The sequence below is a fragment of the Burkholderia sp. ABCPW 111 genome (assembly GCF_000773065.1).
In the GTDB taxonomy this organism is placed as follows: domain Bacteria; phylum Pseudomonadota; class Gammaproteobacteria; order Burkholderiales; family Burkholderiaceae; genus Burkholderia; species Burkholderia savannae.
Window position 1 is genome coordinate 1 of the sequence record NZ_JPWT01000099.1, and the last position, 12,505, is coordinate 12,505.

The 12,505-nt window shown below is 69.6% G+C and carries 10 protein-coding genes; 7 read left to right on the forward strand and 3 right to left on the reverse strand.

All coding sequences use genetic code 11. The annotated features are described in order from the left end of the window. Nucleotides 1-510 precede the first annotated feature (510 nt). Together X946_RS22570 and X946_RS22575 are read left to right on the forward strand one after the other, a co-directional pair. Nucleotides 511-1,476: an ABC transporter substrate-binding protein gene (locus X946_RS22570; protein WP_038752341.1), complete on the forward strand. Its 966-nt coding sequence runs from the start codon at nt 511-513 to the stop codon at nt 1,474-1,476. A gap of 325 nt (nt 1,477-1,801) precedes the next feature. Beyond that, a complete protein-coding gene (locus tag X946_RS22575; protein ID WP_038752344.1) occupies nt 1,802-2,671 on the forward strand; it encodes an MOSC domain-containing protein in 870 nt (289 codons plus the stop codon). A 679-nt stretch (nt 2,672-3,350) separates the two neighbouring features. Here the strand turns inward: X946_RS22575 and X946_RS22580 are convergent. Both X946_RS22580 and X946_RS22585 read right to left on the reverse strand, forming a co-directional pair. Next, a complete protein-coding gene (locus X946_RS22580) occupies nt 3,351-4,904 on the reverse strand; it encodes a sensor histidine kinase (protein WP_038752346.1) in 1,554 nt (517 codons plus the stop codon). Continuing rightward, nucleotides 4,901-5,572 (reverse strand): response regulator, encoded by a 672-nt coding sequence (locus X946_RS22585; RefSeq protein WP_038752349.1) that lies wholly within the window; start codon nt 5,570-5,572, stop codon nt 4,901-4,903. The genes X946_RS22580 and X946_RS22585 overlap by 4 nt, the downstream gene beginning before the upstream one ends. Before the next feature lie 128 nt (nt 5,573-5,700). Here X946_RS22585 and X946_RS22590 point away from each other — a divergent pair, with 128 nt between their 5' ends. The 5 genes from X946_RS22590 to X946_RS22605 all read left to right on the forward strand — a co-directional run bounded on the left by X946_RS22590 (nt 5,701) and on the right by X946_RS22605 (nt 11,313). After that, a complete protein-coding gene (locus X946_RS22590; protein WP_038752352.1) occupies nt 5,701-6,789 on the forward strand; it encodes an ABC transporter substrate-binding protein in 1,089 nt (362 codons plus the stop codon). A gap of 94 nt (nt 6,790-6,883) precedes the next feature. Next, nucleotides 6,884-8,653 carry an ABC transporter permease gene (locus tag X946_RS22595; protein ID WP_038752354.1) on the forward strand — a complete coding sequence of 590 codons (1,770 nt, stop codon included), beginning with the start codon at nt 6,884-6,886 and terminating at the stop codon, nt 8,651-8,653. After that, nucleotides 8,646-9,713, forward strand: a complete 1,068-nt coding sequence (locus X946_RS22600) for an ABC transporter ATP-binding protein (RefSeq protein ID WP_038752357.1) — start codon at nt 8,646-8,648, stop codon at nt 9,711-9,713. The genes X946_RS22595 and X946_RS22600 overlap by 8 nt, the downstream gene beginning before the upstream one ends. A 12-nt stretch (nt 9,714-9,725) precedes the next feature. Next, nucleotides 9,726-10,190, forward strand: coding sequence for a hypothetical protein (locus X946_RS35240; RefSeq protein WP_161788685.1), 465 nt, complete (start codon nt 9,726-9,728; stop codon nt 10,188-10,190). 31 nt (nt 10,191-10,221) lie between these two features. Then, nucleotides 10,222-11,313 (forward strand): porin, encoded by a 1,092-nt coding sequence (locus X946_RS22605; protein ID WP_038752360.1) that lies wholly within the window; start codon nt 10,222-10,224, stop codon nt 11,311-11,313. Nucleotides 11,314-11,531: 218 nt separating this feature from the next. Here X946_RS22605 and X946_RS22610 read toward each other — a convergent pair whose 3' ends face one another. Beyond that, entirely contained in the window at nt 11,532-12,497 is a 966-nt protein-coding gene (locus X946_RS22610; protein WP_038752362.1) for a quinone oxidoreductase family protein, read from the reverse strand. Nucleotides 12,498-12,505: the final 8 nt, after the last annotated feature.

Sequence of the window (12,505 nt, forward strand, 5' to 3'; positions counted from 1 at the left end):
TTCGGGCTTCGGGCTTCGGGCTTCGGGCTTCGGGCTTCGGGCTTCGGGCTTCGGGCTTCGGGCTTCGGGCTTCGGGCTTCGGGCTTCGGGCTTCGGACTTCGGACTTCGGACTTCGGACTTCGGACTTCGGACTTCGGACTTCGGACTTCGGACTTCGGACTTCGGACTTCGGACTTCGGACTTCGAGCGTCGAGCGTCGAGCTTCGAATTCCGAATTTCGAACCCCGAACCGCAAGCCCACAATTTCAACCACCAAGCGTTTTGAGCGCTTCACACACTGCGGCCCGATGAATGCCCGGAAAACACGAAACGCCGTACGCCGCCGAAGCGCCGCGGCCCCATCCGACGCCGCGCGCCGGCACGACGAAGCACCTCGCCCCGCGAAGCCAACCGGGGCCCCGATCGCCGCAACCGCGCCGAACGCCGCCGGCCGCTCGCCCGCCGCGATCGGCGTCGCCCGCCCGCATCCCGACCAACCGCCACCCGGCATCCACACGCCCGACACCCCGATGACATCGACACCGAACCCCACCCGACGGCGATTCCTCGCCTACGCCGCCGCAACCGCCGTGGCCGCGCCGCTCGCTTCCCGCGCGCAAGCGCTCGCGCGCCCGCTGCTGAAAGCCGGCGACCAGAAAGGCGGCCTGCGCGCGCTCCTCGAAGCGGCGGGCGCGCTCGCGGGCGTGCCGTACGACATCCAGTGGACGGAGTTCCCCGCCGCCGCGCCGCTCGCCGAAGCGCTGAACGCGGGCGCGGTCGACTGCGGCCCGATCGGCGACGCGCCCGTGATCTTCGCGCTCGCGTCCGGTGCGCGCGTGAAGGTGATCGGCGCGAACCGCTCGGACCCGTACGGCACCGCCGTCGTCGTCGCACCCGACGCGCCGCTGCGCCGCGCGGCCGATCTGAAGGGCAAGCGCGTCGGCACGACGCGCGGCTCGATCGGCCACTTCGTCACGCTGAAGGCGCTCGACGCGGCGGGCCTCGCGCCCGCCGACGTCGATTTCCGCTTCCTGCCGCCCGCCGACACGATGCTCGCGCTCGCGAGCGGCTCGATCGACGCATGGGCGACCTGGGAGCCTTACACCGCGCTCGCGCAGACGAGCGGCCGCGCACGCGTGCTCGTCGACGGCCGCGGGCTGTGGTCGGGCCTGAGTTACGTCGCGGCGACCGACGCCGCGATCGCCGCGAAGCGCGACGCGCTGCGCGACTTCCTGCAGCGGGTCGCGCGCGCGCAGGCGTGGTCGTATCGGCACGTCGACGCGTATTCGGCCGCGCTCGCGCGGATCATCGGCATTCCGCCCGCCGCCGCGCGCCTGCAGTTCGAGCGCCGCCGCACGCAATGGCAGCCGATCGACGACGCGATCGTCGCCGAACAGCAGCGCACCGCGGACTTCTATCTGAAGGCGGGCCTGCTGAAGCGTCCGCTCGACGTGCGGCCCACGTTCGATCGCGCCTTCCCGCTCGCGTCCGGCTAGCGGCGGCTCACGCCGATATCCGGCGCGCGGCCGCGGCAATCCGCCCGGCGGGACCGCGTTCGATGGCGGAAAACCCGCGTTCGGCGACGGCGGCGGCACGCATGTCAAGCGGCGCAAAGCGCCGCGCGACGCGGCGATCGGCCCGTGCGCGGCCGCCGCGCGGACGCCCAATCCGCCTTGCGGAGGCAGGTGCGGCCCCGCGCGGCCCAGGCGCGTCTAGTGCGCGCGCTCGGACGCGGACAGTTGCATACTCGGGCAATCTGGCAGAATCACGGTTCCGCCGCCGTTTTTTGCTAATCCGTACCGGTCCCCGGGCTCGAGCGCCATGCCAGTCATCAGCGAACTTTTCGTCTATCCGATCAAGTCCTGTGCGGGCATTGCGACGGTGCGCGCGCAATTGCACGTGACAGGCCTCGAATACGACCGCAACTGGATGGTCACCGACCCGGCGGGCATGATGATCACGCAGCGCACGCATCCGCGGCTCGCGCTCGTGCGCACGGCGATCGGCGAGCGCGAGCTCGTCGTCGACGCGCCCGGGATGCCCGAGCTGCGCACGCCGCTCGCGGCGTCGGCGCTCGCGGGCGCCCAGCCGCTCGCGGCGACCGTCTGGCGCGACACCGTGAACGCGCTCGACGCCGGCGCGCACGCGGCAGCCTGGTTCAGCGAGTTCCTCGGCACGCCCGCGCGGCTCGCGCGCTTCGCGCCCGACGCGCGGCGCGTCGTCGGCGCGAAATGGACGGGCGCGTTCACGTCGTACGCGCAGTTCGCGGACGGCTTTCCGATCCTGGTCGTCGGCCAATCGTCGCTCGACGACCTGAACGCGCGGCTGCGCCGCAAGGGCGCGAGCGCGGTGCCGATGAACCGCTTCCGCCCGAACGTCGTGCTGACGGGCCTCGACGCGTACGAGGAAGACTATGTCGACTATCTCGACGTGGAAACCGGCGACGGCGGCGTGCGCCTGAGCCTCGTGAAGCTCTGCACGCGCTGCCCTGTCCCGACGATCGACCAGCGCACGGGCGCGCCGGACCCGGCCTGGCCGAACGAGCCGACCGACACGATGAGCGTCTATCGCGGCAGCGCGCAATTCGACGGCGCGCTGACGTTCGGCAAGAACGCGATCGTCGTGAACGGCGAAGGCGCGTTTCTGGAGGTCGGGCAGTCGGTCGACGCGGAGATCGCGTTCCGCGAGTGACGTCCGCGCTTGCGCCCGCGTGCGAGGCCATGGCCGGCGGCGCGGCGGGCCGACGCAGTGGAGGGCCGCGTCGAAGCGCATCGGCATGCGCGTCGTATGCGTCGCCGGCCCCCAACCAGCCGCGAGATCGGGAGCGAGCGCTCCGCGCCGCGAACACGAGGCGAAATGCGAAATGCGGCGATGGCGATCTTCGGCGGGCGCTTGTTCTGCTTCCAGCATTTCGAATGCTTCGGGTAGTTCGGGCAGTTCGGGCACTTCAGGCACTTCAGGCACTTCAGGCACTTCAGGCACTTCAGGCACTTCAGGCACTGAAGGCACTGAAGGCACTGAAGGCACTTCAGGCACTTCAGGCACTTCAGGCATTTCAGGCATTTCAGGCATTTCAGGCATTTCAAGCGCTTCAGGCACATCAGGCACTGAAGGCATTTCAAGCGCTTCAAGTACTGAACGCATTTCAGGCATGTGAAGCGATCCCATTGCCGTTCCCGCCTGGCGCGATCCCGTCGACTCCAACGGCTTCACAACGAAAGCCTCGAATCACGCCGCATCGCATGCATCAACAGCGCCGATCGTCGAGCAGGCCGCCGCCGGCAATCCGTTATCCGCCGCATCGCAGCGCGCCCGTCCGCCCGCCGCCCCCAAACGAAAAATCGACCTCCCGCCGCCTCACATCGAGCGCTCAGGCCGCATGAACCGGCAGCGTCACCCGCACGACGAGCCCGCGGCCCCGTGCACGAGCGCCTGCCGCACGCGCGCCCGCCGGCCCGCCGCCGTCGCGCTCTGCGCCGCTCATGCCACCCACGCCGCTCATGCCGCTCGTGCCGCTCATGCCGCTCATGCCGCTCATGCCGCTCATGCCGGCAGCATCGCTCACGCCGCCCGCCCCCGCCGCATCGTCCAGCTCGACCTTCCCCCGATGCACGCGCGCGATCTCGCGCACGATCGACAGCCCGAGCCCCGTGCCGTCGATCGCGAGCGTCGCCTGGCTCCGATAGAAACGCTCGAACACCGCGTCGCGCTCGTCGGGCGCGATGCCCGGCCCGTCGTCGATCACTTCGAGCCGCGCGAGCTCGCCGTCGCGCGCGATCCGCACCGTGATCACCGCGCCGTCGCCCGCGTAGCGGATCGCATTGTCGATCAGGTTGCCGACGAGCTCGCCGAGCAGATCCGCGCGCCCCATCACGTCGACGCTCGCGTGCTGCTCGAAGCCGAGATCGATGCCGCGCGCGCGGGCGACGCTCGACCAGTCGAGCGTCACGCTGCGCGCGAGCTTCGCGAGCGCGACGGGCTTGCGCTCGATCGCCGGCGCGACATCCGATTCGAGCCGCGACAGCGACAGCAACTGCTGGACGATCTTCGCCGCCTGCCGCACCGCGCCGTTCACGCGCCGCAGATGCACATTCACGCGCTCGCGCTCGGCGGGCCGCAGCGCGAGCTCGACGCCCGCCTGCGCGGCCGCGAGCGGTGTCTTCAGCTGATGCGCGGCGTCGGCGAAGAAGCGCCGCCGCGCGACCTGCATGCGCTGCGTGCGCCCGACGTACTGGTTGATCGATTCGACGAGCGGCGCGACCTCGCTCGGCAGCCCGAGCGTCTCGAGCGGCGTCGGGTCGTCCTCCGCGCGCGCGGCGACCTTCGCCGACAGCCGGTTCAGCGGCCGCAGCCCGCGCCCGACGCCGAGCCACACGATGCCAAGCGCGAGCACGACGAGCAGGCCCTCCTGCAGCAGCGAGCCGACGAGGATCTCGCGCGCGAGCGCCTGCCGCGCCTCGATCGTCTCGCCGACCATCACCCAGACGACGCGCGTCAGCGCGCTCGGCACGTCGTGCACGGGCAGCCGCAGCGCAGCCATCCTGAGCCGCTCGCCGCGGTAGACGGCGTCGTAGAACGCCGTCGTGTAGAGCGGCGCGTTCGCCTTCGCGGGCGGCATCGGCAAATCCCGGTAGCCGGTGATCGCGCGGCCGTCGTCGTCGCGGATCAGGTAGTAGATCTTGCCGCCGTCGTTCGATTCGAACATCTCGAGCGCGAGATACGGCAGATCGACCTCGACCTCGCCGCCGACGAGCCGCACGCCCTCGCGAATCGACTTCAGCGACGACGCGAGCGTGCGGTCGAACGCCACGTGTGCGGCGTTCATCGCACGCTGGTACGTGAGCCACGAATCGAGCGCGAGCAGCCCGAGGAACGGCAGCAACAGCCACAGCGCGACCTGCGCGCGCAGATTGAGCCGCGTCATCGCGGCTGCGCCTCGAGCAGATAGCCGAGCCCGCGCAGCGTGACGATCGCGACGCCGCTGCCCTCGAGCTTCTTGCGCAGCCGGTGCACGTAGATCTCGATCGCGTCGGCGTTCACCGATTCGTCGAGCCCGAAGATCTTCTCCGACAGCGTCTCCTTGTTGATCGCGCGGCCGTTGCGCAGGATCAGCACCTCGAGCACCGAGCGCTCGCGCGGCGTCAGCGCGAGCACGTCATTATTCAGACGAAAACTGCGATCGACGCTGTCGAACGCAAGCGGCCCGCATTCGACGCGCGTGTGCTCGTGGCCGAGGCTGCGCCGGATCAGCGCGCGGGCGCGCGCCTCGAGCTCGGTCAGCTCGAACGGCTTCGCGAGATAGTCGTCCGCGCCGAGATCGAGCCCGCGCACGCGGTCCTCGACCGAGCCGTGCGCGGTCAGGATCAGCACGGGCACCGGATTGCGCCGCGCGCGCAGCCGCCGCAGCACTTCGAGGCCGTCGAGCTTCGGCAGCCCCAGATCGAGAATCACGAGCGCGTAGTCCTGCGTGTGCAGCACGTGGTCGGCGGCCTCGCCGTCCGCCATGTGATCGACCGCGAAACGCGCGGCGGCGAGCGCGTCGGCGAGCGACTGCGCGAGGATCGGGTTGTCTTCGACGAGCAGCACACGCATCAAGCAAAACCTCGGGAAATCCATAATCAAAAGAAAGCGATTGTGACGAAAAATGAAAGCGCGCTGAAAGTGCGCGCCGCGTACCATCCGCGTCACTCGAACCAACCAAGACGCCACTGGAGGAAGACATGCAGTACGCACCGGCCGCCATCGCCGCCGCTCTTTTCGTCGCCGCAAGCACTGTCTGCGCACAGGTCCCGGCCGGCTATCCGGGTAACTACCAACGCGTGATCGACGCCGCGAAGCAGGAAGGCAAGCTCGTCGTCTACTCGACGACCGACACCGCGCTCGTGCGCCCGCTCATCAAGGATTTCGAAAGCCTGTACGGCGTGAAGATCGAATACAACGACATGAACAGCACCGAGCTTTACAACCGCTACGTCAGCGAAAGCGCCGCGAAAAGCGCGAGCGCCGACGTGCTGTGGAACTCGGCGATGGATCTGCAGGTGAAGCTCGTCAACGACGGGCTGATGGCCGCGTACGATTCGCCCGAGACGCCGAACGTGCCGCAATGGGCGCAGTATCAGAAACAGGCGTACGGCACGACCTACGAGCCGCTCGCGATCGTCTACAACAAGCGCCTGATTCCCGAGAACGACGTGCCGAAGACGCGCGCCGATCTGATCAGGCTGCTGCAATCGCAGCCCGAGAAATTCAAGGGCAAGGTGACGACCTACGACATCGAGAAGTCCGGCGTCGGCTTCAACTACCTGACGCAGGACGCGCACGTGAACGAACAGGTGACGTGGGAGCTCGTGCGCGCGATCGGCGCGGCGGGGCCGAAGCTGCAGTCGAGCACGGGCGCGATGATGGAGCGGATCTCGTCGGGCGAGAACCTCGTCGGCTACAACATCATCGGCTCGTATGCCTACGCAAAGGCGAAGAAGGACAAGTCGATCGGCTACGTGTTTCCGAAGGACTACACGCTCGTCGTGAGCCGCCTCGTGACGATCTCGAAGCAGGCGCAGCATCCGAACGCGGCCAAGCTGTGGGTCGACTACCTGCTGTCGAAGCGCGGCCAGACGCTGATCGCGAACCAGGCCAATCTCTACTCGATCCGCACGGACGTGTCGGGCGAGACGTCGATGACGCGCCTCGCGCAGGATCTCGGCGATTCGCTCAAGCCGATCCAGATCGGCTCGGGCCTGCTCGTCTACCTCGATCAGTCGAAGCGCCTCGCGTTCCTCAAGCAGTGGCAGCAGGCGCTCAAGCGCTGAGCCCGCACGCGTGAGCGCGCGCGGCCGCCGCCGCGCGCGCCCTCCCCGCTTTCCTTTTCCATCGACGCGGCCCGCGGGCCGCAAGGGCAAACTCATGCTTACAACCACCAGCGGCCGACCGTCCGCGCCCGTCGCGCGCGCGCGCGGCGACGGCGCGCCGCCCGCGCCGGCGGCGGGCGGACTCTGGCCGCTCGCGGGCATGCTGCGCTGGATCGTCGTCGCGGTGCTGACGATCGCGGTCGCGCTGCCGATCGCGTTCATCGTGTTTCAGAGCCTCTTGACCGCGCCGTTCTTCGACGCGAACAGGACGCTCGGCATCGAAGGCTTCCGCTTCATCTTCACCGATCCCGACTTCTGGTCCGCCGCGAAGAACTCGTTCGTCATCGCGGGCGGGATGCTGTTCATCTCGATTCCGCTCGGCGGCATCCTCGCGTTCCTGATGGTGCGCACGGATCTGCCCGGCCGCCGCTGGCTCGAGCCGCTCGTGCTCACGCCCGTGTTCGTGTCGCCGATGGTGCTCGCGTTCGGCTACGTCGTCGCGGCGGGCCCGGTCGGCTTCTATTCAGTGTGGTTCAAGGCGCTGTTCGGCATCTCGTCCGTGCCGTGGAACATCTATTCGATCTTCGCGATCACGGTGATCGTCGGCTTGACGCACGTGCCGCACGTGTACCTGTACGCGTCCGCCGCGCTGCGCAACCTCGGCTCGGACGTCGAGGAGGCCGCGCGCGTGACGGGCGCGCGGCCGTTTCGCGTCGCGCTCGACGTGAGCCTGCCGATGACGCTGCCCGCCCTGCTCTTCTCGGGCGTGCTCGTGTTCTTCCTCGGCTTCGAAGTGTTCGGGCTGCCGCTCGTGCTCGGCGACCCCGAAGGCCATCTCGTGCTCGCGACGTACCTGTACAAGCTGACCAACAAGCTCGGCGTGCCGTCGTATCACCTGATGGCGGCCGTCGCCGTGTGCATCATCGCGATCACGTTTCCGCTCGTGCTGCTGCAGCGCCATCTGCTGAAATCGGCAAGCCGTTACGTGACCGTCAAGGGCAAGGCGGGCCGCCCGACCGTGCTGCCGCTGCGCGCGTGGCGCTGGGTCGCGCTCGCGATCGTCGCCGCGTGGCTCGCGCTCACCGTGATCGTGCCGATCTCCGGCATCGTGCTGCGCGCGTTCGTCACGAACTGGGGCGAAGGCGTGCCGCTCGCCGACGTGCTGACCGTCGCGAACTTCGTCGAGCTGTTCGAGCAGGACAACCTCGTGCGCGCGATCTTCAACACGCTCGGCGTCGGCGTGATCGGCGGCGCGCTCGCGATCGGCTTCTACTCGCTCGTCGCGTTCGCCGGCCACCGCCGTCACGACTGGGCCGCGCGCATGCTCGACTACATCGTGCTGCTGCCGCGCGCGGTGCCGGGCCTTCTCGCCGGCCTCGCGTTCCTGTGGATCTTCCTGTTCGTGCCGGGCCTGCGCGAGCTGAAGAGCTCGATGTGGAGCATCTGGATCGCGTACACGGTCGTGTGGCTCGCGTACGGGATGCGCGTGATCCAGAGCGCGCTGCTGCAGGTGGGCCCGGAGCTCGAGGAAGCGGGCCGCAGCGTCGGCGCGACGCGCGCGCGCGTGTCGCTCGACGTGACGCTGCCGCTCGTGCGCTTCGGCCTGCTCGCCGCGTGGCTGCTGATCTTCATGATCTTCGAGCGCGAATATTCGACGGCCGTCTATCTGCTGTCGCCCGGCACCGAGGTGATCGGCGCGCTGCTCGTGTCGCTTTGGGCGACGGGCGCGGTCGATCAGGTCGCCGCGCTGTCCGTCATCAACATCGCAATGGTCGGCGCGGGACTCGCCGTCGCGTTGCGCTTCGGAGTGAAACTGCATGGATAAGCTCATCGTCGACGATCTGCATCTGAGCTACGGCGCGAACCCGATCTTGAAGGGCGTGTCGTTCGAATTGAAAGCGGGCGAAGTCGTGTGCCTGCTCGGCGCGTCGGGCAGCGGCAAGACGACGCTGCTGCGCGCGGTGGCGGGGCTCGAGACGCCGTCGTCCGGCCGCATCCGGCTCGACGAGCGCACGTTCTTCGACGGCGCGGGCCGCGTCGACCTGCCCGTCGAGGCGCGCTCGCTCGGCCTCGTGTTCCAGTCGTACGCGCTGTGGCCGCACCGCAGCGTCGCGGAGAACGTCGGCTACGGTCTCAAGCTGCGCCGCGTCGCGGCGGGCGAGATCAAGCGCCGCGTGCAGACCGCGCTCGACCAGCTCGGCCTCGGCCATCTCGCCGAACGCTATCCGCACCAGTTGTCGGGCGGCCAGCAGCAGCGCGTCGCGATCGCGCGCGCGCTCGTCTACAACCCGCCCGTGATCCTGCTCGACGAGCCGCTGTCGAACCTCGACGCGAAGCTGCGCGAGGAAGCGCGCGCGTGGCTGCGCGAGCTGATCGTGTCGCTTGGGCTGTCGGCGCTTTGCGTCACGCACGACCAGGCCGAGGCGATGGCGATGTCGGACCGCATCCTGCTGCTGCGCGACGGCCGCATCGAGCAGGAAGGCACGCCCGCCGAGCTGTACGGCGCGCCGCGCACGCTCTATACGGCCGAGTTCATGGGCAGCAACAACCGGATCGACGCGCGCGTCGACGCGATCGACGGCGAGCGCGTGACGCTCGCGGGCGACGGCTGGCGGCTCGCGGCGCTCGCGCGCGGCGCGCTTCGGCAAGGCGAGGACGCGCACGCGGTGATCCGCGTCGAGCGCGTGCAGGTTGCGGACGAGCCGGGCGAGAACCGGCTGCCCGCCGAGCTCGTCACGTCGATGTATCTCGGCGACCGCTGGGAATACCTGTTCCATTGCGGCGAGCTGCGGCTGCGCGCGTTCGGCTCGGCGCCGCGCGCGGCGGGCCGGCATTGGCTGGAGTTTCCGGCGAACGATTGCTGGGCGTTCGCGAAGGCGGGCTGACCGGGGGGGCGTTTGGTGTTCGACGTTTGGCGTTTGGCGTTTGGCGTTTGGCGTTTGGCGTTTGGCGTTTGGCGTTTGACGTTCGGCGTTCGGCGTTCGGCGTTCGGCGTTCGGCGATTGGCAAGCGGCAAGCGGCAACGCAAGTTCGAGGTGATGCGGCGCTTTCGGCGCGCGGAATGCCGGGTGCGATTCCAGATGCTGCCGGATACGCGGCCGTATGCGATGCCGTATGCAACCGCAAACGACGCCGAACGCCACGCACGCCGCGCCGCCTTCGCGCGAACCCGCGACGCATCGCCCGGCGCATGCGGCGGCGCTCGTCGCTCCGGCTCGCGAAGCATGAACGCGCGCGACGAACCCGCCCCGAACGCCCCGGCGGAATCCCCTGTAGCACCCAGCAGCAAACCCGCGCCGGCATCCGCCGGCGCACCCGGCGCACGCACGCCGCCTGACGGCGAACGTGCGCGCGCCACCTAAAACAACCACCACTCAATCGGAGACACCGAAAATGAAAAAGCATCGCCGAAACGCCGGCAGGGCTGCGATCTCAGCCGGCCTCGCCGCGTGCGCGAGCCTCGCGGCCGGCCACGCGCTCGCGCAGTCGAGCGTCACGCTCTACGGCATCATGGACGCGGGCGTCGAATACGCGAACCACGCCGCGCCGGAGGGCGGCAGCGCATTGCGCCTGAAGTCGGGCAACAAGAACACGTCGCGCTGGGGCCTGCGCGGCGTCGAGGATCTCGGCGGCGGCTTGAAGGCGGTGTTCCGGCTCGAAAGCGGGATCGACCTCGCGAACGGCGGCTTCGACGACGGCCCCGACTCGATCTTCGCGCGGCGCGCGACGGTGGGCCTCAAGGGCAAGTGGGGCGAGCTCACGCTCGGACGCAACTTCACCGTCACGTATGACTACATGCTGCCGTTCGACCCGATGGGCTACGCGCAGAATTATTCGTGGGCGACGTCGTCGACGGCCACAGGCGGCCGCAAGGACGGCATGTTCACGCGCTCGTCGAACTCAGTGCGCTACGACGGCGCGTACGGCGGCTTGCGCTTCGGCGCGATGTACGGCTTCGGCAACGTGCCGGGCAGCATGAAGACGAGCGCCAAGTACGACTTCGCGCTCGGCTACGAGCGCGGCGCGTTCGCGGCGGTCGTCACGTTCGACCGCCAGAACGGCGCGCGCGACAGCGTGAGCCCCGCCGATCCGGTCGACTACGTGCAGGGCATTCATGCGGGCGTCAGCTACGATTTCGGCAACCTGAAGACGATGGCCGGCTATCGCAACTACCGCCGCACGTTCCACACGGCGGCGGCGACGCAGTTGAGCGACATGTACTGGATCGGCGGCTCGTACGACTTCACGCCGGCGTTCTCGCTGATCGGCGCGGTCTATCACCAGAACATCAAGGGCGGCACCGACGCCGATCCGACGCTCGTGTCGCTGCGCGCGCAATATTCGCTGTCCAAGCGCACCGTGCTGTATGCGGCGGGCGGCTTCGCGATCGCCCAGCATGGGCGCAACGTCGGTGTGTCGCGCGATTCGGTCGGCTACGCCGATACGCAGGCCGGCGTGACGCTTGGCATGCAGCAGCGGTTCTGAGCGAACGGCGCGCGATTGCACGCGATTGCACGCGATTGCGCGGGACGGCACGGGAGGCGCGGGACGGAACCGGACGGCACCCGGCGACCGGGTGGTGTCGGGTGGTGTCGGGTGGTGTCGGGTGGTGTCGGGCGGTGTCGGGCGGTGTCGGGCGGTGTCGGGTGGCGTCGGGAGGCGTCGGGCGTCGGGCGCCGCATATCGTCGCGGCCGCGCGCCCGTCACCGGGACGCGCCCATCGTGAACACCGGACGAACCAGGCTGCTCGTGTCGTCCCAGTACGCGCCGACGTCGGCGAGCGGCACGGTTTCGGTGTCGATCCGCAACCCGGCCGCACGCGCCGCCTCGAACACCGCCCGCGCGGCATCCAGCAGGCGCGGCAGCGAAAGGCTGCCGAGGCCGCTGCCCATCAGCGTGATCGCCGTGGCGCGCAGCACCGCGCCCGGCAGCAGCACGTCGGCGCCGCCGATCGTGCCGATTTGCACGAAGCGCACCGGGCGAGCCTCGGGCGACGCGTTCGCCGCGGCCATCAGCGCGGCCTGCGCGCTCGCGCCCCACAGATAATCGAGCACGACGTCCACGCCCGCGCGGAAATGCGTCTCGAACGCGCGCGCCACCTGCCCGTCGTCCTGCGCGAGCGAGATCGTGACATCGGCGCCCGCGGACTTCAGCGCATCGAGCACGTTCGCATTGCGCCCGGTCGCGATCACTTTCGCGGCGCCGAGGTGCTTCGCGATCCGGACGGCGAGCCGCCCCGACGTGCCGGTCGCGCCGTTGACGAGCACCGTCTCGCCTGCCGCGAGCCGCGCGCGCTCGGTGAGCGCCGCCCACGACGACATGCCCGGCAGCGCGATCGCGGCCGCCGTGACGTCGTCGAGCGAATCGGGCAGCGGGATGCAGTTCGCTTCGGGCACGAGCGTACGCTCGGCCATCGCGCCGAACGGCGCCTGCGGGCCGAAGAAGTAGACGCGCCGGCCGTCGTCGAGACGCCCGGCGCCGTCGACGCCCGCCACGAACGGGAAACGGCCCGTCGACGAGTAATGCGCGCCCGACGCGCGCGCCTGCGCGAGCCGGCTCAACGCGGAAGCGGTCACGTCGATCGCGCGATGGCCGGGCGACGCGCCCGGCGAATCGAATTCGGCGTAGGCCGGGCGCTGGCCCGCGCCCAGGACGACAGCAGCTTTCATGAAGGCTC